This window comes from Shimia sp. R9_2, assembly GCF_017743735.1.
GTDB lineage: Bacteria > Pseudomonadota > Alphaproteobacteria > Rhodobacterales > Rhodobacteraceae > Shimia.
Window position 1 is genome coordinate 1 of record NZ_JAGHRO010000002.1, and the last position, 21,680, is coordinate 21,680.

13 protein-coding genes and 1 tRNA gene are annotated in these 21,680 nt (G+C 55.5%); 9 read left to right on the top strand and 5 right to left on the bottom strand.

Going from position 1 to position 21,680, the window contains the following annotated elements; genetic code table 11:
- Nucleotides 1-7,751, top strand: a 7,751-nt coding sequence (locus J7400_RS04580; protein WP_209060266.1) for a tandem-95 repeat protein, incomplete at its 5' end; no start/stop codon positions are given.
- Nucleotides 7,752-7,880: 129 nt separating this feature from the next.
- Nucleotides 7,881-8,375 carry a hypothetical protein gene (locus J7400_RS04585; protein WP_209060268.1) on the top strand — a complete coding sequence of 165 codons (495 nt, stop codon included), beginning with the start codon at nucleotides 7,881-7,883 and terminating at the stop codon, nucleotides 8,373-8,375.
- Between the two features lie 5 nt (nucleotides 8,376-8,380).
- Here the strand turns inward: J7400_RS04585 and J7400_RS04590 are convergent, their stop codons facing one another.
- A complete protein-coding gene (locus tag J7400_RS04590; protein ID WP_209060270.1) occupies nucleotides 8,381-10,603 on the bottom strand; it encodes an adenylate/guanylate cyclase domain-containing protein in 2,223 nt (740 codons plus the stop codon).
- 187 nt (nucleotides 10,604-10,790) lie between these two features.
- Nucleotides 10,791-12,104 (bottom strand): MFS transporter, encoded by a 1,314-nt coding sequence (locus J7400_RS04595; RefSeq protein ID WP_209060273.1) that lies wholly within the window; start codon nucleotides 12,102-12,104, stop codon nucleotides 10,791-10,793.
- Between the two features lie 180 nt (nucleotides 12,105-12,284).
- Here J7400_RS04595 and cyoA point away from each other — a divergent pair, with 180 nt between their 5' ends.
- Genes cyoA through J7400_RS04620 form a run of 5 tightly spaced genes read left to right on the top strand, consistent with a single transcriptional unit; the run spans nucleotide 12,285 to nucleotide 17,117 of the window.
- Nucleotides 12,285-13,364, top strand: coding sequence for a ubiquinol oxidase subunit II (cyoA, locus tag J7400_RS04600; protein ID WP_209060274.1), 1,080 nt, complete (start codon nucleotides 12,285-12,287; stop codon nucleotides 13,362-13,364).
- 3 nt (nucleotides 13,365-13,367) lie between these two features.
- Nucleotides 13,368-15,398 carry a cytochrome o ubiquinol oxidase subunit I gene (cyoB, locus tag J7400_RS04605; protein WP_209060275.1) on the top strand — a complete coding sequence of 677 codons (2,031 nt, stop codon included), beginning with the start codon at nucleotides 13,368-13,370 and terminating at the stop codon, nucleotides 15,396-15,398.
- Nucleotides 15,399-15,403: 5 nt separating this feature from the next.
- Nucleotides 15,404-16,048 (top strand): cytochrome o ubiquinol oxidase subunit III, encoded by a 645-nt coding sequence (cyoC, locus tag J7400_RS04610; protein WP_209060276.1) that lies wholly within the window; start codon nucleotides 15,404-15,406, stop codon nucleotides 16,046-16,048.
- Nucleotides 16,045-16,401, top strand: coding sequence for a cytochrome o ubiquinol oxidase subunit IV (gene cyoD, locus J7400_RS04615; RefSeq protein WP_209060277.1), 357 nt, complete (start codon nucleotides 16,045-16,047; stop codon nucleotides 16,399-16,401). The genes cyoC and cyoD overlap by 4 nt, the downstream gene beginning before the upstream one ends.
- Complete coding sequence (locus J7400_RS04620) at nucleotides 16,398-17,117, top strand: SURF1 family cytochrome oxidase biogenesis protein (protein WP_209060278.1); 720 nt, start codon at nucleotides 16,398-16,400, stop codon at nucleotides 17,115-17,117. The genes cyoD and J7400_RS04620 overlap by 4 nt, the downstream gene beginning before the upstream one ends.
- Nucleotides 17,118-17,122: 5 nt before the next feature.
- On the opposite strand, the gene J7400_RS04625 is transcribed toward J7400_RS04620, so the two are convergent.
- Complete coding sequence (locus J7400_RS04625) at nucleotides 17,123-17,347, bottom strand: hypothetical protein (protein WP_209060280.1); 225 nt, start codon at nucleotides 17,345-17,347, stop codon at nucleotides 17,123-17,125.
- 1 nt (nucleotide 17,348) lies between these two features.
- Here J7400_RS04625 and J7400_RS04630 point away from each other — a divergent pair, with 1 nt between their 5' ends.
- On the top strand, nucleotides 17,349-18,635 hold the full coding sequence (locus J7400_RS04630) for a uracil-xanthine permease family protein (protein ID WP_209060282.1): 1,287 nt from the start codon (nucleotides 17,349-17,351) through the stop codon (nucleotides 18,633-18,635).
- 259 nt (nucleotides 18,636-18,894) lie between these two features.
- On the opposite strand, the gene J7400_RS04635 is transcribed toward J7400_RS04630, so the two are convergent.
- Nucleotides 18,895-18,984, bottom strand: a tRNA-Ser gene (locus J7400_RS04635).
- A gap of 158 nt (nucleotides 18,985-19,142) precedes the next feature.
- A complete protein-coding gene (locus J7400_RS04640) occupies nucleotides 19,143-20,510 on the bottom strand; it encodes a 3-deoxy-7-phosphoheptulonate synthase class II (RefSeq protein WP_209060283.1) in 1,368 nt (455 codons plus the stop codon).
- Between the two features lie 162 nt (nucleotides 20,511-20,672).
- Between J7400_RS04640 and J7400_RS04645 the strand changes: the two genes are divergently transcribed.
- On the top strand, nucleotides 20,673-21,674 hold the full coding sequence (locus J7400_RS04645; protein WP_209060285.1) for a GlxA family transcriptional regulator: 1,002 nt from the start codon (nucleotides 20,673-20,675) through the stop codon (nucleotides 21,672-21,674).
- The last annotated feature ends 6 nt before the right edge of the window (nucleotides 21,675-21,680 follow it).

The following is a 21,680-nucleotide window of genomic DNA, read 5'->3' on the forward strand; positions in this document are numbered from 1 at the left end:
ATGATGACGGCAGCTTTACCTATACGCCCGACGCAAACTTCAACGGCAACGACAGCTTCGCCTACCAGATCAACGACGGAAACGGAGAAACAAACACCGCAACCGTCACGCTCAACGTTGACCCCGTCAACGACGCGCCGGTGGCCACTGATGACGGCGGGCTCTCCACCGCCTTCAACACCCCGATCTCCATCGACGTGGCCACGCTGCTGGCCAATGACACCGATGGTGACCCGGAGCTGACCCAGACACTCTCCGTCCTGTCGGTGGATGCGCCCGTGGGTGGCACTGTGGCGCTGGCTGGCGACACCATCACCTTCACGCCGGATGCCACCTTCTCAGGCCAGGCAAGCTTCACCTACACGCTGTCAGATGGCGCAGGCGGCCTCGACACCGGCACCGTGACCGTCGCCGTGAATGCCAACACCGCGCCGGTGGCCGGGGACTACACCGCCATCACAACCAACGAAGACGCCTCCGTCTATATTCCCTTCTTTGCCAATGACAGCGACGCCGATGGCGACCCGCTCTCTATCGCGGCCATCGGCGCACCGGCAAACGGCACCGTCACGCTGGACGGCGAAGGCTATCTCTACACGCCCGATGCGGATTTTTCCGGGAGTGACAGCTTCAGCTACACCATTGATGACGGCAATGGCGGGCAGGACACCGGCACCATCACCATCACGGTCGCCGCAGTCAATGATGCCCCCGCCACCGCAGATGACAGCGTCAACACCAATGAGGATTTTGCGCTCACATTTGATGTGCTCAGCAATGATGCGGATGTGGAAGGCGACGCGCTATCTGTCACCAGCGTCTCTGATCCCGCCAACGGCACCGTGGTGATTGAGGCCAACGGCCAGCTCACCTACACGCCGGATGCAAACTTCAACGGCAATGACAGCTTCACCTACACCGTGGCCGACAGCAACGGCGCCACCGACACCGCAACCGTGGTTGTGCTTGTTGCGCCCATCAATGACGCGCCAGTGGCACAAGATGACAGCGCCGCAACCGATGAAGACCTGGCCGTGACCTTTGACGTGCTGGGCAATGACAGCGATCCGGATGGCGATCCGCTAACCGTCTCGGATGTGGGCACCCCGGCCAATGGCTCCGTGGTGATTGAGGCCGATGGCCAGCTTACCTACACACCTGATCCGGGGTTTTCGGGCACCGACAGTTTCACCTACGCCGTGGAAGACGGCAATGGCGGCAGCGATACCGCCTCCGTCACCCTCGCCGTGGCGCTCGTCAACCTGCCCCCCGTGGCCACCGATGACAACTACAGCCTGACAGAAGACACCCCCCTCGCCATAGACGCAGCCCAGGGCCTTCTGGCCAACGACAGCGACCCCGATGGCGACCCGATCAGCGTCACCCTGACCAGCGATGTCTCAAACGGCACCCTCACCCTGGATGATGACGGCAGCTTTACCTATACGCCCGACGCAAACTTCAACGGCAACGACAGCTTCGCCTACCAGATCAACGACGGAAACGGAGAAACAAACACCGCAACCGTCACGCTCAACGTTGACCCCGTTGCGGATGCGGTTGTGCTTGATGCTGTGACCGGCGACGATTTCATCGATGTTCAAGAACAGCTTTCCCCGATCACAATTTCAGGGACGGCTGATCCAAACGGCTCGGTGACCATCGACTTTGGCGGCACGGTCGCCACCGCGGATGTAGGGGCAGATGGCCGGTTCTCTCAGGTGTTTCAGCCTGCCGATATTCCGGATGCAAACAGCGTTCAGATCAGCATCACATCGCTTGATGCAAACGGCAACGACAGTGGAAGCACCAACCGGGTGGTGAGCATTTCGCAGCCCACGAACGAGTTGACGGTGAATGTGGCCGGATCCACCACCACATTTTTATCCCAGCCCCCGGGCTTTGACCTCTATTTTGGAGACATGCCCGACGCGGCCTTTTTTGAGGTCAACTCGGGTGTCGCATCGGTCCGCGCACCTAGCGTAAATTCATCATCAGAAATCCGGTTTACCGCAGATGATGGACGTACCTTTGCCTTTATCGGCTCAGACCTCGACTACGACGGTGCTACCGGGATCATCACCGGGGTAGAAATCGGCACACCGACGGACCCGGATTTTCTGACCGGGACAGGCTTTAACCTGACCGTGGCTGAATTCGTAACCGCTTTGAACAACAGCGTCGTCGGTGGTGTGATCGATAACGCGCCTTTAGATGCGTTCTTTGGGGAATTTCCTTGGGTATACAATGGGTCTGATCAGGAAGATTGGATCGACGTTAATGAAGACAATACATCCAACGATATCTTCTTTGGCAATGGTGGGGATGATGAGGCCGACTTTGGCTTGGGAGATGACCAATATTTTGGCGGCTCCGGAAATGACTTTTTCTATGACACCGACGGAAACAACAGCTTTGACGGCGGCGCAGGCGAGCTTGACCAAATTTCTTATGCCAATGCATCGGGTGCCGTCGACGTAAACCTAAACGCAGGTTCTGCCGAGAAATCTGACGGTACTTTGGACCTAATTAGCGGCATTGAATTTGTCCGTGGCTCACAATTCTCAGACAGCATTCAGCTTGCAGATAATGCCGACTTTAGTCGTGCGCTCGGCCTGGCTGGAAATGACACTCTGAGAGGTGGCGCAGGCGGTTTTGACCAAGTCTCTTATGATCTGGACAGCAGGTATACTATCCGCACCGTCGGGGTGACGATCAATATCGCACTGGGCTTCGCAATCGACCTCTTTGGGGACACGGACTCTCTTGCAGGTTTTGAGAGTGTCCTTGCAACAGAGTACAACGACGTCGTGATCACCGGAGATGGAGGCTTCGTAACCTTCGCCGGTGACGGCAACGACACCGTTCAAACGGGAGGTGGCGACGACTTCACGGAACTTGGCGCAGGCGAAGACATCTTGGTCTATACGGCTGGCTTTGACGTGGTCGGAGATTTCAACCCTGATGAGGACGCACTTGTCTTTGGCGGCTTCGCCCTGGCAAACTTTGATAGCCTCACAACCGCAGCCTATGACGATGGCGTTGATACCGGAACACTTCTGGCATTTGATGACGGGGCCGGCACCACATCAAGCATTGTGTTGTTCGGAGTGACGTTGGCGGAAGTCTCAGACCTTCTGAATGTAGAGTATTTCTATGGCACAGATCTCAACGATACGATCGAGCACACCACTGTAGATGGGGACGCTAAGATTACCTTCGCGTCGTTTGGCGACGATACTTATATCTATTCAAATAATGCCCCAGAGGCTTATCAGGAGTTGCGTTACAACGCAGAAGCTCTCGATTTCGGCTCCATAACCGCCAATCTTGATGCCAACGCAGCGACAAACACGATCCTGAAATCTTCAGGTGGCACGGACACGCTTGTCGACCTGTCTCAGGTCGCGCGTTGGGCCTTTGGCATTTATGGTACGTCGAATGACGACACATTCAACGTCACACTGAGCGATACCGACTTCGCATGGATTGGCGTTTTTGACTCAGGTGGTGATGACACGGTCAATCTGTTTGGAGGGACGGGTTGGCTGCGTGTCAATGCTGGCGAAGACGGTGAAAACGTCATCGCTGACCTCGGCGCAGGTACGGTTTCTTGGGGCACGGATTCGACCACGATCAACTTTCTGGGCGACATATCTGATGTGACGCTAAACCTTCGGACGCATGCTGGCGACGACAACGTGGTTGGCAGCGAAGGACGAGACTCCATTATTCTCGGTCCCGGAACGGACATTGCCGACGGGCGCGGCGGATTTGATAGCATCCAATACAACCGCTTTGATATATTCGAAGGCGTAACAGTAAACCTCGCGACTGGCATTGCGACCGGCATCTGGGACGGACAAGCGTTTACGCATACGCTCAGCAATTTCGAACGTGTCCGAGGATCAGATTTTGCGGACTACCTCACTGCTTCAGAATCGGGCAGCCACCTACAAGGCCACGCAGGCAACAACACACTTATAGGCGGCTCTGGAAGAGATACACTCTGGGGGTGGGAAGGCGATGAACTCTTTGATTCATCTGCGGGCACGACTGAAACGCAGGGCTACGGCGATCTCATCGAGCCATGGAGCGGTAGCGACACGATCATCGGTCACCAAGCGCATTGGGAAGCAGGTGAAGGCATCGAAATCGGTTACTGGAACCTGACAGGCACAGGCGGGCTGCAAGTCACGCTTGGCCTTGAAGGCTCAGGAACTGTCATCTCCAATAACGTCGGTGTTGTGAACGATACTTTCACCTACGCAAACTGGCTGCGCGCTACGGATGAGAATGACTATTTTGTGGGTGCGGAGTCATATGGCGCGCCCAATGAAGGCTTTACCTTACGCGGTGGTGGTGGAGACGATACCATCATTGGCGGTGGTGGCCGGGAAAACATGCGCGGCGGCGATGGCGATGATCTGCTCGATGCGTCGGGCGGCAGCATAGAGAACCAGTTTTGGGGTGACTACATTCAACCCGGTGCTGGCAACAACACGATCATCGGCCACCAAGAGCTTTGGGAGCAAGGGGACGGCATCGACATCAGCTATGATGACGTCGAAGGAAGCGGCGGAGTTGTTGTGAATGTTGGTGCGAACGGCTCCGGCACCGTTGTCTCAAACAACGCCGGTGTTGTGAACGACACATTCACCTATACACATTACTTTGGCGGCACATCAGACGCCGATATTTTCAACGGCTCAGACCACCAATCTGAAGGATATCAACCGTTTGGCGGGGACGACACCATCAATGGAGGCGATGGCGAAGACGAGCTCAACTATCGCTGGGATATAAATCGCGGCGGTACAGGAGCCGTTACAGTAAACCTGCAAACCGGCATCGCCATTGACCCGTTTGGCGACACGGATACGTTCACCTCCATTGAGAGCGTCCGCGGCACCGAAGAAGGCGACACAATCATTGGCTCAGTGAACGATGAGGGCTTTCGTCTCGAAGCCGGCGCAGACAGCCTTACCTATAACGGTGGGTATGACTATGTCGGTGATTTTGACGTCACCGAAGACACGCTGCAATTTGCAGGAGCGCCAATCACCTACATCGGCACATTGGAAATTGTCAGCAGATCAAGTGGGCCAGGACATTCTTTCCGTTTTGATGATGATTTTGACGACCGGCTCGAAAATGAATTTGAGCTCACACTTGATGGAGTCTCGCTCGAAGGCATGTATCAGATTTTGGCAGGCATGACCTTTACTCCGGTCAATACCGTCGGAACCTTTGGTCGTGCAGATTACTTTGGCTCACCTGAAGACGACACCATTTCAATTGGCGGCAACGATCGGGAAGGCGAGTTCATCTACGCAAGCGCCGGCAACGACACCTACAACTACTCCGCAAGTACCAATGAGACGTTCACCGATCTTATATACGAATATCTGGGCGCGGTTGGCATCACCGTTGATCTGGATATGAGCAGAGGCATCAACACCGTCGACAAAGGTGTGGCGGGGGTCGATACGCTCGAAGATATCGCTCTTGCTGCGGCGGGTGATGGGCTGTTTATCGTTGGCAGCGATGGGGATGATCTCTTCAACATCAGACAAGATCCCGTTGAGAATACATGGCTCGGCATCTCTCATCGGAGCGGTCACGACGTCATCAATCTCACCGCGGGCACCGGTCTGTTCCGCGTCGACCTAGGCAGCGGCAACGACGACGTAACTGGCGACTTGGTGACAGGCTTCTTCTCTGAAGGCCCAGACGAAAGTGTGACCATCAACTACAGCGGAGATTTTTCAAACTCACGGCTTGATGTGCGCACCCGAAACGGCAACGACACCGTCTATGGGACAGATTTTGACAACCGCTTTATTCTGGGCGCGGGCAATGATTTCGCAGATGCGCGCGGTGGGTGGGACACAATACGATACGATCGCAACGGAGTCGAACAGGGTGTCACTGTCAATCTGGCAACAGGTGTCGCAACGGGTGTCTGGGATAATCAGGCTTTCACACATACGCTCGTGAACTTTGAGCAAATCCGCGGGACAAATTTTGACGATATCTTGGTCGCAAACAATCTAGGCAACCGTATGGATGGCCGCGATGGTGATGACATTCTCATCGGGGGCGCTGAAAATGATGAGCTTTCCACGACGGGAGGCGTCAGTGTCCTGATCGGAGGCGGCGGCGATGACTACTACAACGTCTATGAAGGAAACAATCTGATCATCTTCTCAGCCGGAAACGACTATATTGACGGCTTTGATCCAACCACAGACATGTTGCAATGGGACACCTCCATTGCCGCCCTGCCCTTCACCATCAGCGAGTATGTGTTTGACGGCGATACTCGCGTGCGGTTTGATTTTGACGATGGATCTGGCAACTTCTTTGGTGTTGACCTAGGCAGCACTACTTTGGCGAATGCGAACCAGATTGTGGCGAATATGGCCAATCAAGCAAACTACATCATTGGCACCACTGGTCGCGATGATGAGATTTTTGGCACAATTGGCGACGACGACATCAATCTTCTCGGGAACAACGACGAAGGCGACTTCATCTACGGGTCGGAAGGCAACGATATCCTTCGCTTTACCCATGCTACGGACAACAGCTGGTATGAAGTTGACTACAGCGATCTCTCGACTACATCAGTCACTCTGAATTTGGATCTACAGAACAACACAGGCTCCGTAGACAAGGGCGCTGCAGGCATCGACACACTCGTCGACCCTCAATTCGCTGATTGGGGCCTCAGCTTCCAGGGGACAATCGGCAACGATACCTTCAATGTTACGCTGAACAGCACCGAGTTTAACTGGATTAGCTTTGGAGCCAGCGGAGGCACAGACACGCTGAACCTTACTGGCGGCAATGGTCTGGTGCGTGCAAGCATCTACTCGGGCGATGTGAGTGCTGATCTCAGCCAGATACATCTGGGTGCGTCCGGCAGCATGTCTTCCACCACTGGCGAAGCTCATATCATAAACGCCGCTGGTGATCTGACAAACACCCTAATTGAACTGCGCACTGAAGATGGCGACGACAATTTGGTTGGCAGCGAGTACAATGATCGCTTCATTCTCGGCACCGGCACGGACATCGCTGACGGCCTCGGCGGGGTCGATCAAATTCGTTATGACCGCAGCGGTGTCGATAGTGGCGTTACCGTCGATCTCCAAGAGGGATCTGCGACCGGCACTTGGGACGGGCGCATTTTCAATCACAGCCTTCAGAACATCGAAGTTGTCCGAGGATCCGATTTCGATGACCAGCTCACTGCGCTGGACGATGGTTTCAGCGAGTTGCGCGGACGCAATGGAGATGACCTGCTGATCCGTTCGGATTTTGCAGAAGACTGGACTGAGGGTGGCGAAGGTCGCGATACCCTCATGCAGTCAAGCTCCGGCAGCTTCGATTTCTCCGCATTCAATGTGCGCGACCACTACCGCGATATCGAAGTGCTCAACTTTGAAAACGCCGGTGCGGATGACATCACCCTGTCACTGGAAAACGTCATGGACCTCTCAGACACAGCAGATTCCCTACTTGAAGGCTTCTTTGGTAGCGACGCCATGGAAAGCATTACGGTCTTGGGCGAAGCCGGGGATAGGCTTACCTTTGATGATGAGGGGTTCAGCAAAGGCTCTTCAATTTCTGATGGCGAAGGTCGCACCTTGGACGTCTACCAGTACGACGGAGGTGCCGGAATTCTGGCAATTGTCGCCGTTGATCAGGATGTCTCGGTCGAAGGAGCCGCAACAAACACCTAAAGGCCATCTCGCTCCAGAGACGCAAAAGCTTCGCGTTGGCGTCATGAGTTAACCTCATTTCCACTCTACCCTCCTATTTTGTGGGGCAGTTGACCGGCAGGATGGGCCGGCTCTGCGACGGAGTGGATCTTGAAAAATCGGCGCTTGAGCGGCCATCGTTGGGCGCTTACTACCTTCTGCATGCTGCAAATTGCATCGCTACCTTTGGCCAGCATCGGTTTAGCGGCTATGCCAAAAGCCCCGGCTGACCGTCCACTCATCATTCACAATGATCGCGGCGGCCTCCTTACGGATCGCATTCACCAGCTGCGAAATTTGGTAACCACACAAACCCCCGTCGAAATTCGTGGCGAAGTCTGTCACTCAACCTGCACGATGTTGTTGGGGTTGCCCGATGTCTGTGTTTCGCCAGATACCCGATTTGGTTTCCATGGCCCCAGCAGAAGCGGCGCACCACTCAAACCTGAGATGTTCGAACGCGCCTCTCGAGTGATTGCCAGTTTCTACCCAAATGATCTGCGTGACTGGTACATCAGTTCCGCTCGCTATCGCATTGCTGAACATGAAGAAAAAACCGGGGCGGAGCTCATCGAAATCGGCATACCGCGCTGCGCCAACTCCTAAGTACTCTACTTCGTCGTTGCATCATGGACGCCGTCCCAACCCTTCGGTGGAGGTGCGCGTTCAAAATCTTCAATCCGTGTAGAATAGTTCATCAGGTGTGTGTTGAGCCTGGTATCGAAGTCGGCCACCAGCGGTTTGAGAGCTTCTAGCATTTCCTTGGCCCGCGCCCAGTCGCGCGAACGATACGCCTCAAGCATCTCTGCATTGGTCTGCCGAATTTTTGCGAACATCGCTTCTCTGAGTAACTTTGCGTCGCCTAATAGGGCAAAGATATGCTCAGCCTGCTGCTTGCCCTTCAACCGCACAAAATCGACTTCCAACAAGGCAAAATCATCTCGGACCAAACGCTCAGTCTCTGCAGCCACGATGACTGTCTTGCCGTATGTGCTTGATTGGCCTTCAAGACGTGACGCCAAATTCACCGGATCCCCCATGGCGGTGTAGTCAAACCGCGTGTCCGACCCCATGTTGCCCACCATGCAGGACCCTGTTGCGATCCCGATCCCAAACCGGATTTCGAGAAACTCAGCACCGGCAGCTTTTGCTTCTTTTTGCCTCTTGATGTTGAGAGCTTCCACGCCGTCGCGCATCAACAACGCGGCTCGACAGGCCGCGCGCGCGTGATCCTCGTGGCTGAGCGGGGCATTCCAGAAGGCCATCACCGCATCGCCCATGAATTTATCAATCGTCCCCTTTTCATTCAGGATGGCGTTGGACTGGAGATTAAGAAACGTATTCATCAACCGTGTCAGGCCTGCAGGATTGTCGCGGAAACTCTCTGCAATGGGCGTGAACCCTCGCACGTCGCTGAACAAAAGCGTCAGCTCTCTTGTTTCCCCGCCTAGCTGCAAGCCATCCGGGTTGTCGCTCAATGCGTTCACCAGATCTTCGGAAACATAATGCCCAAACGCACTCCGGATATCGCGGCGACGCTTCTCTTCGCGCATATAGTTTGTCGTCGACATAAAGATGATCGTGGCTAGGGCAGACACGATCGGGAAACTCGCGTCCAAAAGGATTTTTTCGTTTTGAAACAGCAGGAAAGAGCCCCATCCAAAAGATGTTAGCATGGCCACGGAGGAAACTGCTAGAAACCCCGCATTCATGATTGGGGTGACGATCACAAACAACAAACACAGAAGAAGCGTAACCGCCAGTTCAGCAGAGATCGCATAGTTGGGTCTTTGCAAGAGCGAGCCGGTAAGCAGGTTTTCCAGCAACTGCGCGTGAAGCTCCACACCGGGGACAGCCACGCCAAAGGGTGTCGCCCGATAGTCGCCCAATCCCACCGCTGACGTGCCAAAAAACAGCAGCTTACCGGCCACCTGATCTGGCCTAAGCTTTCCGTTCAACACATCTGAAGCTGGGATAAATCGCTCTTGAAGAGATCGCGTTAAATACGGCCTGACAGTGCCATCAGCTGCAGTCTGTATAAACTGACGCGCAAGCACGACCCCATCAACACCTGCCTCGTTTGATCTCAGCACAAAAGGCGCCCCACCAGTGGCGACCCGCAACATCTCTGGCGCAAGAGCAAGGCGTAGATGTCCCTGTGCGTTCATAACCATCGGCAAATTGCGATAGACCCCGTCTGGATCCGGTCGAATACTAAACATTCCTCTGCCGGAAGCGGCGTCCTCAAGCACCGGCAAATTTTGCACGAGATCAGGCAGCTCCAGAATGAACCCCACAGGAGACGGCCCCATCATGGCATGTGGCACATCCGGAATTTGTTCATTGGGGATCGAACGATGGAATGCGCTTCGAATGCTTGTTTGCCCCACAATCACGCGGGCTCGCTCGAAAGACGCTGCCAATACATCGTCATTGTCGGGAAGCCGTGACAGCGCCTGAGAAACCTGCTGCGGTAATGCGCTGTTGTCCAAAGCAATAGCCTGCGGAGAGAGACGGTCGGGTTCGGCAAAAATGACGTCAAATGCTATCGCGACCGCGCCGAACTCGGTCAGCTTGTCGATCATTTCGGCAAACCGCGTCCGTGGCCAAGGCCATTGACCAATTTCAGCGATGCTGGCATCGTCGATATCGATAATCGCTACAGGAAGATCTTCCGGTACACGCGGTAGAATACGTTGGTAGGCATCAAAGGTGAGGTTGCGCACAAGCTGAACCGGGATTGGGTCAGCAATGCGGACAAACAGCGCAAAAATGATCAACCCCAACGCCACAATCCGTGCAAAGGCAACGGACTCAATAAACCGAACAAACATGTTCTGATTAAGCAAGAGCCTGAGAGTTTTGGCAAATACTTCTGTAAGTCAGCGGTCTTAAGCGCTCGTAAGGGGCTGATCGGCTACAAAGACGGCCGTTGTATTCGCCCACGATCTATCGATGACCAACTGGCGATGCCAAGGTTTAGAAAACCGATGGCACCGCCAGCCAGAGTAATTTAGTCGATCAGGCGCGCTGACCCAGCGCGCGTTTTTTGTCGCCCTCACGCAGCAGGTATAGCGCGAGCAACGTCACGGCGACGCCAGACAGCAGGTAGATCGCGGCCGCCCAAAGCCCAAAACGGGACGCCAGGAACAATCCTGTGAGAGGCGCTAATGCCGCGCCAGCCAACCAGGACAAATTCGTCGCCATGGCCGATCCGGAATATTGATACTCTTCCTTAAAGCGGTTCGGCACGATGGAGCTGGATTGCCCGTAAGACAGGCCAAGCACAACAAAGCCGAAGAGAATGTAGATGGACGGAACGGTTTCCAGTGTCACAAAGCTGAGACTGAGCAACACCATCAGAACGCTGCTGATGAACAGCACAACACGGCGCGAGAACAAATCGCTCAAAATGCCTGACACGATGACCGAGCCAATCGCCAATGCGCCGCCCAACAGCTGCAGCAGCAGAATATCGGTGATGTCTCTGCCAGAAAACAGCAGCGCATAGCTGAGCGGGAAGACTGTGACCAAGTGGAACAGGGCATAGCTTGCAAGTGGCAGAAGTGCCGACAAAATGATCGTCCGCCACTCGTTTTTCAGAAGATCCGGAAGCGGTGCCGATTTGAGTAGCGTTTCGTCGTCACTGCCAAAGTCGGTCGTCAGCAACCGCAGACGCGCGAAAAGAGAAACCACATTCACAGCCATCACCGCAAAGAAGGCAAAACGCCAACCATATGTCAGGAATTCCTCTTCCGTCAAAAAGCCAGTCAACACATAGAAAAGCGCCGCTGCAACGCAGAATCCGATAGGCCCACCAAGCTGAGGCACCATGCTATAGCGCCCTTCCCGGCCCTCCGGTGCCGCCGACTTCAGCTGTAACGTGATGCCGTCCCAAGCGCCGCCGAGTCCCAGCCCCTGCACAAATCTCAGAACGCCCAACATGATGGGTGCAGCTATGCCCCAATTCTGGTAACTTGGCAGCAATCCGATGGCCACCGTCGACGACCCAAGAATCATGAGTGCCAGAGTTATCTTTCCGGGCCTCCCGATCTTGGTCTGAATGCGTCGCGCGAACATACTGGCGATCGGCCTTGCGACAAAAGCAAGTGAAAACAATGCGAAAGACCACAAAGTTCCACTAAGCGGATCCAGATGAGGAAAGAAAACCGCTGGAAAAACGAGGGCTGAAGCGATGGCGTAGACAAAAAATCCGAAAAAATCCGTCACCCGTGCCATCACCACGGTGATGACAACATCGTCGAGTGTGACGTTTTGTTGTGCAGTTGCTTCAGTTATTGCCATATTTTTCAGCCTCCCGTCTGGTGAATTCACCTCTGATCCTCTCCTCAAAGGATCAAAGACGCCTCAACCGCCCTGCTTCGGCAAATTTGACGCAGCGCAGCATCTTGCAACTGAAGCGTACTGGCGATATTCGCCCCCGGCAAGGTGCGAACGGCGCCTGATCGCCGTTAAACCCAGTTAAAAATATCCAGATACGAAAAGAAGAATGCCATGCTGCTGAAACGCGTTGGTTTGTTCGTGCTCCCGTTGTTGTTATTATCAGGGTGCCAACTCACAGTCCTTAGTCCGGCCGGCGACATCGCTGCGCAACAGGGCGACCTGATCATCTACGCAACCGTGCTTATGCTGATCGTGATTGTGCCAGTCATGGCGCTGACAGTCTTTTTCGCCGTGAAATACCGGGCCTCCAACGAAGAGGCTACTTACGAACCTGACTGGGATCACTCCGTCAGTCTTGAGGTTGTTGTTTGGTCTGTGCCGCTGGCCATCATCATCTGCCTTGCTGGTCTGACCTGGGTCGCGACACACCGTCTTGAGCCCTATGACGATCTGAAACGGATTTCTGCTGAAAAGCCAATCGATCCAAGTGTGGAGCCTCTCGAAGTGCAAGTGGTCGCACTGGATTGGAAATGGCTGTTCATTTATCCGGAATACGGCATTGCGACCGTGAACGAAGCAGCCGCCATCGTTGACCGTCCCGTGGAGTGGAAAATTACCTCTGCGACGGTGATGAACGCGTTCTACATCCCTGAAATGGCCGGCATGATCTATGCCATGGGCGGCATGGAGACCGAACTGAACGCGGTGATCAACGCCCCGGGCGAGTTCGAAGGCTTCTCCGCCAACTACAGCGGCAACGGCTTCTCTCACATGCGCTTTGACTTCCGCGCACTGGACGAATCTGACTTTGATGCGTGGGTCGAAAAGGTCCGCGAGGCCCCTCAGGCACTGGATCAGGATGCCTATGTCGCGCTTGAGCCACAAAGCACCGATCACCCTGTCACCTATTACTCCTCGGTCGAAGCCGGCATCTGGGATAAAATCCTGAACATGTGCGCAGGCGAGGACGACCTCTGCCTCAATGACATGATGATGGCTGACGCGCTTGGCGGCGGCGGCATCGAAGGGCTTTATAACCGTGAGCTCTTCCGCGGTCTGTGCGCGGCGGACGATCCGCAGGGTCTGTTTGACATCCTGCGCCCAGATCTGGCCGAACGTCGCGACGAGATCATCAACGCAATGCTGAGTGACTCCACTCTGCTTCCTTCCTCTACAGTACAGGCGAACTGATACATGGCGAGCCCAACCGCAGCCGTCGAGCACGGCACAGATATCGTCAACTCTGCCCACTGGTTCTGGGGCAAGTTGGGATGGGACATCTTCCCGTTCTACGATCCAATCATCTTTGGCACCTTCATTGGCACCTGTCTTCTCGGGTTGGCCGTGTTCGGTGCCATCACCTACTTCCGTCTCTGGGGCTATCTCTGGAACGAGTGGTTCACTTCGATTGACCACAAGAAAATCGGGATCATGTATATGATCCTTGGCACCATCATGTTGGTGCGTGGCTTTGCCGATGCCTTGCTTATGCGCTTGCATCAGGCCTTAGCCTCTTCTGGATATGTCGGCTTTTTGCCCGCCTATCACTATGATCAGGTCTTCACCGTTCACGGCGTGATCATGATCTTCTTCGTGGCAATGCCGTTTGTCACAGGCTTCATGAACTATGTGATGCCTCTGCAGATCGGCGCGCGCGACGTGGCTTTCCCGTTCCTCAACAACTTCAGCTTCTGGCTGACGGTGTCTGGCGCGGTGCTGATCATGATCTCGCTGTTTGTGGGCGAATTTGCGGCAACCGGCTGGTTGGCCTACCCACCCCTCTCGGGTCTGACGTTTAGCCCGGGCGTTGGCATGGACTACTATCTCTGGTCCCTCAACATCGCAGGTATCGGTACGACGCTTTCCGGGATCAACCTGGTTGTGACCATCGTGAAAATGCGCGCACCGGGCATGACCTGGATGAAGATGCCTGTCTTCACATGGACCACGCTCTGCACCAACGTTCTGATCGTGGCCACCTTCCCTGTGCTGACAGCCACCCTCGCGCTGCTGACCGCAGACCGTTACCTTGGCACCCACTTTTTCACCAATGAAATGGGCGGCAGCCCCATGATGTATGTGAACCTGATCTGGATCTGGGGTCACCCAGAGGTTTACATCCTCACGCTGCCGGTCTTTGGCATCTTCTCCGAGATTGTGCCGACCTTCACAAAGAAACGTCTCTTTGGTTATGCATCCATGGTTTACGCCACCTGCGTGATCATGATCCTGAGCTACATCGTTTGGCTGCACCACTTCTTCACCATGGGGGCCGGTGCAAATGTGAACTCCTTCTTCGGGATCACAACCATGATCATCTCGATCCCGACGGGCGCGAAGCTCTTCAACTGGCTGTTCACCATGTATAAAGGCCGCATCAGCTTTGAGCTGCCAATGATGTGGACCATTGCGTTCATGCTAACCTTTGTGATCGGCGGCCTGACAGGCGTGCTTCTGGCCATTCCGCCAGCGGACTACGTCTTGCACAACTCGCTGTTCTTGGTGGCACACTTCCACAATGTGATCATTGGCGGCGTGGTGTTCGGCATCTTTGCGGGCATCAACTACTGGTGGCCCAAAGCCTTTGGCTTCAAGCTGGACCCATTCTGGGGCAAAGTCAGCTTCTGGGGCTGGGTTGTCGGCTTCTGGTTTGCTTTCATGCCACTCTACATCATGGGCCTGATGGGTGTGACACGACGCCTGAGCCAGTTTGAGGACACCTTCTACAGCGTCTACTTCATCGTGGCTCTTGTGGGTGCACTGATGATTGCTGTGGGTCTTCTGGCCTTCATCGTTCAGATCGGCGTCAGCATCCTGAAACGTGAAGAGCTGAAGGTTGATGGCGATCCATGGGGCGGCCGCTCTTTGGAATGGGCAACCACTTCGCCTCCGCCATACTACAACTTCGCGTTCAACCTGCGGGTCCACGCGCTGGATGCATGGCAGCACATGAAGGACAATGGCTATCAGAAACCCACCGAAGGGTTCACGCCAATCCATATGCCGCACTACACCTCAAGCGGGATCATCATCTCCGGTTTCATGACCGTGATGGGTTTCGCATTGATCTGGCACGTTTGGTGGTTGGCGGCTGTGACCTTCTTTGCCTCCCTCATCTGGGGCATCGGCCACACATTCAACTACAACCGTGATTACTACATCCCTGCCGACGAGGTCCGCGCGATCGAAACCGGCAAGGCAGCAACCATGAGCCCGGCGGAGTAAATCTTATGTCCTCAGCTACCGTTGACACGCCGGAAGGCGGCTTTGAATTCATCGTCCATGATGACCACCATCATGACGATGGAGAGCACCACCACGAAACCGGGACAATGCTCGGTTTCTGGATCTACCTGATGAGCGACTGCCTGATCTTTGGCATTCTCTTTGCGATCTATGCAGTTGTGGGCCAGAACTATGCGGCTGGCCCCGCTCCTGTGGATCTCTTTGAGCTCGACAAGATCGCTTGGGCCACTGCCTGGCTGTTGCTCTCTTCGATCACCTACGGGTTCTCCGTGATCAAAATGCACGAGAACAACAAGAACATGATGATGTTCTGGTTGCTTGTGACAGGCATCTTTGGCGCGGCGTTCCTGTATCTGTCGGTCGAAGAATTCATGCACCTCTGGCACATCGGTGCCGGTCCGGGTGCTTCGGCCTTCCTGTCCGCGTTCTGGTTCCTTGTGGGCACCCACGGTGTGCACGTAGCTTGTGGCGCGCTCTGGCTGGTTGTTCTGCTGGTGCAGGTTCAGATCCACGGCCTGACCCATGAAAACAAACGCCGCATCCTGTGCCTGAGCCTGTTCTGGCACTTCCTCGACCTGATCTGGATCGGGGTGTTCTCATTCGTCTATCTCACAGGGGTTCTGCTATGAGCGCTGAAACACACGACTCAGCCAAGGCCTATCGCGACTATCTGAAAGGCTTCATCTTTTCGGTGATCCTGACGGTCATCCCGTTCTATTGCGTGATGAGCGGCGCGGTCACCGACGTACCGACCCTGATCGCAATCATCTTCGGCCTCGGCGCGATCCAGATGCTTGTGCATGTGGTCTACTTCCTGCACCTGACCGTCAGCGCAGAAGACGGCTGGCAGGCCATGTCGGTTGTCTTCACCGTGATGCTTGTCGTGATTATCATGGCCGGCTCGATCTGGGTGATGGCGCATCTTCATGAGAACATGATGCCAGCACACGATCAGATCGAACGGATCAAAAACCTGCCATGACGGCCTCTTCAACCCGCGTGAAACGTCCTCTTTGGGTCGATGTCACTATCCTGCTGTTGTCCTCTGCGCTCTTCCTTTCCATGGTCGCGCTTGGCAATTGGCAGGTTCGGAGACTCGGCGAAAAGCTGGACCTGATCACGCGGGTTGAAACCTACGCATATGGGGATCCTGTCCCCGCGCCAATGGAAGGTGTCCCGCCAGAATATCTGCGGGTACACCTTTCCGGCACCTACGATCATACAAAATCCATCCTCATCAAGGCGGTGACCGATCTTGGCCCCGGCTATTGGATGATGACCCCCCTCTTCATTGCGGGCTCAGCAGACACAGCGGTTTGGATCAATCGCGGGTTTGTGCCGACGGGAACCGCAGATACGGATTGGTCGCTACCGGAAGGCCCCCAAGAGATTGTTGGCCTTGTGCGCCCGAGCCAACCCGAGGGGACTTTGCTGGAAAGCAATTTGCCCGACCAGGATCGCTGGGTCTCGCCTGATCTTTCAGTGATGTCCACGACCGTGGGGCTTCGCACTACCCTCGATTACTATGTGGCAGCTGAACACAGCGGCGCAGAAACTGCCTGGCCGCGCGGCGGCATGACCCGTCTCACGTTCAGCAACTCACACCTGAGCTACGCTCTGACATGGTACGCCATGGCCGTCCTCTTCCTCGCAGCGATGCTCTATGTCATCTGGGATCGCAGACGCGCCAGCACCTGACACTGTCAGCCCGTTCCAAACAGCAAAACAGAATTGACCTTCAGCCTGCGCTGAAAGGTCTCTGCCCCATGTCGCAAAATTAAGCTTTTTGTAAGCTTTTCGCCTTGCGGCATCTGCGTGATTGGGCAATCAGACATCCCTAATAAAGAACGCTCTTCGCGCGCTTTACTGCCCTGCCAAACAGCAGAGGCACCGATACCGACATTCACCAGCATGGAGACAAAACGCACAATGTCTGCACGACAAGACAGCGATGGTGGCATCCCATCATCCGAAACCGCCTATAAATTCGGGCTACAACAAGCGCTCGCAGGCGCACAGATGCTCTTCGTGGCTTTTGGAGCCTTGGTCCTTGTACCAATCCTCACAGGCCTCAATGCGAGCGTCGCGCTGTTCACGGCCGGCCTTGGCACTCTGATCTTTCAGATCGTGACCTGCGGGCAAGTGCCGGTATTTCTGGCCTCCTCTTTTGCCTTCATTGCGCCCATCATCTACGGTGTACAGACGTGGGGTCTGGCAGCCACCACAGGCGGTCTGGCCGCCGCAGGCCTGCTCTATGTTATGCTCAGTTTTGCCATCCGCATCTGGGGCAGCGGCTTTCTGCACAAATACCTGCCACCGGTCGTGGTTGGCCCGGTGATCATGATCATCGGCCTGTCGCTTGCGCCGGTCGCGATCAACATGTCCACAGGGCTCGCAGGTGACACGCAGATCATGCCACGTGGCATCGCCATGCTGCTGGCAGCAATCGCACTTGGCACCACCATGCTCACCGCGATTCTGGGCCGTGGCATCATGAAGATCGTCCCCATCCTGGCAGGCATCGTTGCAGGCTACGTCGCCGCGATTGTGGTTGGCCTGATCACCGGCGAAAGCCTGATCAACACCGCAGGCCTTTCAGATGCGCCTTGGTTCGCGATCCCGGAATTTGTACGCCCAGAGTTCCACCTGGCGGCCATTCTGTTCATCCTACCAGTGGCAATCGCCCCGGCCATCGAACACTTCGGCGACATTCTGGCCATCGGCAATGTCACCAAGAAAGACTACCTCAAGAAGCCGGGCATCCAGAACACCATGCTGGGCGACGGTCTGGCGACAACCGCCGCTGGCCTGCTGGGCGGCCCGCCCAACACCACCTATTCCGAGGTGACAGGCGCCGTTACCCTGACCCGTGCGTTCAATCCTGCGATCATGACCTGGGCAGCAATCTTCGCAATTGCTCTGTCCTTTGTTGGTAAGCTGGGCGGCCTTCTCGGCACCATCCCGATGCCCGTCATGGGCGGCATCATGATCCTGCTCTTTGGTATGGTGACCGTTGTCGGCATGAGTGTGGTCGCAAAGATCGGCGATGACCTTCACGATCCCCGCAACATGGTGATTGCCTCCACAATCTTGGTGCTCGGCCTCGGCGGTTTGACCCTGTCGTTTGGCGAAGGCTTCTCTCTTGCCGGAATCGGTCTGGCTGGCGTCGCCGGGCTCCTCCTGAACATGATTCTGCCGCAAACCCGTAAGGACTAACTTCGGCTTGCCGAGCCAGAAAAGAGCGCTGCCCACCATCCGGGCCGCGCTCATCCCCTACCCGTCAATTAACTGACGTTCCCCCCGACATGGTACCAAGACCGCCGCCTGCTCCTCTGTAGAGCAAGCGATCCCTACCGCTGGGCAAGCGCGATACAATGCAGCCACAAGTCAGATCGCAAAGTAACCCGAATACGCCATCCAATCGCGTCAAACACTGCAACGTCTTGAATTACATTGATTTATCTCAGGGGATGTATGGCGGAGAGACAGGGATTCGAACCCTGGAGACGGTTTCCCGCCTACACACTTTCCAGGCGTGCGCCTTCGACCACTCGGCCACCTCTCCGCATCAAAGAGTTGATGTTGTCATCGTCTCTCTGTGGAGCGGGGTTTACCTCTAACTGTCAGGAGGATGCAAGAGGCAAAATGATGTATTTTTTGGATTTCTGAACAAAAAAGAGCCGCGCAGTTGCGCGGCTCTTTTGATGTCCTAATAAACCCTTATCAGACAGCTTCTGCGGCCTGTGGGCGGTCTCTGTTTGACAGCTCTTCGGCCACCAGGAACGCAAGCTCAAGCGACTGACTGGCGTTCAGGCGCGGGTCACAGGCGGTGTGATAGCGTGCAGAGAGATCTTCCTCTGTCACGGCCCGCACACCACCGGTGCACTCGGTCACGTCCTGACCGGTCATCTCGAAATGCACACCACCCGGGATGGTGCCTTCGGCCTTATGCACGCCGAAGAATTCACGCACTTCGCGCAGCACGCTGTCAAACGGACGCGTCTTATAACCGGTCGCCGATTTGATGGTGTTGCCGTGCATCGGGTCACAGGTCCAAAGCACATTGGCGCCCTCTTCCTGAACTGCTTTGACCAGACGTGGCAGATGATCCCCAACGCTGCCTGCGCCAAAGCGCGCGATCAGCGTCAAACGGCCTGCTTCATTCTCCGGGTTCAGCTTTTCCATCAGAACTTTCAGGTCGTCCGCCGTGGTGGTCGGACCACACTTCAGGCCAATCGGGTTCTGAACGCCGCGAGCGAACTCGACGTGGGCACCGTCAGGCTGGCGGGTGCGGTCGCCGATCCAGATCATGTGGCCGGAACCAGCAAGCCATTTGCCAGAAGTCGAATCCAGACGGGTCAGCGCCTCTTCATACTCCAGAAGCAGCGATTCATGGCTGGTGTAGAAATCCACAGTCTGCAGCGTATGCAGACGATCAGAGGTCACCCCTGCCGCCTTCATGAAGTCCAGCGTATCGCTGATACGGTTGGCCATATCGCGGTATTTTTCTGCCTTCTCCCCTTCGGTGAAGCCCAGCGTCCAGGCGTGTACCTGATGCACATCCGCATAACCACCGGTGGAGAACGCACGCAGCAGATTCAGCGTTGCCGCCGCCTGTGTGTAGGCCTGCAACATCTTGCTGGGCGCTGGAATGCGCGATTCTGGTGTAAAGGCCAGATCATTGATGATGTCACCACGGTAGCTTGGCAGCTCAACACCATCCACAGTCTCTGTTGGCGCGGAACGCGGCTTGGCAAATTGCCCTGCCATACGGCCCACTTTGACCACCGGCACCTTGGCACCATAAGTCAGCACCATCGCCATCTGCAGCATCACTTTGAACGTGTCACGAATGCCATCTGCGCTGAACTGCTCAAAGCTCTCGGCGCAGTCTCCCCCCTGCAACAAAAAGGCCTCGCCGCGAGAAGCGGCCCCAAGCTGTGCTTTCAGGCGGCGCGCTTCGCCGGCAAAGACCAACGGCGGATAGCTTGCCAGCTTGGCTTCAACTGCCTTAAGCTCTGCTTCATCCGTATATTCAGGCATCTGAACTCTGGGCTTTGCGCGCCAGTCAGATTTTTGCCATTCTGCCATTGTCTTTACTCCGATTAGACAGGTTAAAGGCACCTTATACAAAAGCTCTTGTGATAGAGCCATAGATGAAATATCCGACTTTGACGGGCGCGTCCAAGACCCCGTCAAATCCAAACAAACAAGGCGCTATGAAAGCGCCCTCACCACGGGGAAAAGGGAACGATGTCAAAGACTTCGACCATCGGTTCTGAGCTTGACGACGTCAAAGGACGGCGCTTTGTTTTTGTACTCCTTGAGAATTTCACACTGCTTTCTTTCGCATCTGCGATTGATTGCTTGCGGCTTGCCAACCGCCGCCTGGGCCGTGAGCACTACACATGGAATCTATGTGGTGAAGGTGGTGACACCACCAATTGCTCAACCGGAACGTCACTGAAACTTGACGCAGATCTGGAAGAGTTGCACCGCGATGACACGATTGTGTTGTGTGGCGGCGCTGATGTTCAACAGGCCACAACCAAGCGTTTGCTGAACTGGCTCCGGCGCGAAGCCCGCCGTGGCCCCGCCATTGTGGGTCTTTGCACAGCCTCCTACACTATGGCCAAGGCCGGGTTGCTCGACGGAAAGCGTGCGACCATTCACTGGGAAAATCAGGACAGTTTCGCGGAAGAGTTTGAGGAGATTGAACTTTCCAAGGCGGTCTTCACAGCTGATGGCAATCGCATGACCACAGCTGGCGGCACGGCCTCAATCGACCTGTTCCTGAAAATCATCGCGCAGGATCTGGGTGAGGAAGTGGCCAACTGGGTTGCAGATCAACAGATCTACAACTCGATTCGGACAGATCAGGACACGCAACGCCTGTCTGTGCCAACTCGAATTGGCGTGCGCCACCCCAAGCTCTCTATGGTTATCCAGATGATGGAAGCCAACATTGAGGAGCCGATCAGCCCCTCCCTGCTGGCAAAAGAAGTTGGCATGTCGACGCGGCAGCTGGAGCGCTTGTTCCGCCGCTACCTTAACCGCTCGCCCAAACGCTACTATATGGAACTACGCCTGCAGAAAGCCCGCAATCTGCTGATGCAGACGGATATGAGCGTCATCAACGTGGCTTTGGCCTGTGGCTTCGCCTCACCCAGCCATTTCTCAAAGTGCTATCGGGCGCACTACGAGACTACGCCCTATCGCGAACGCGGCTCCCAGAGCGCGCGGCTGTCTGTCTAACGGAAA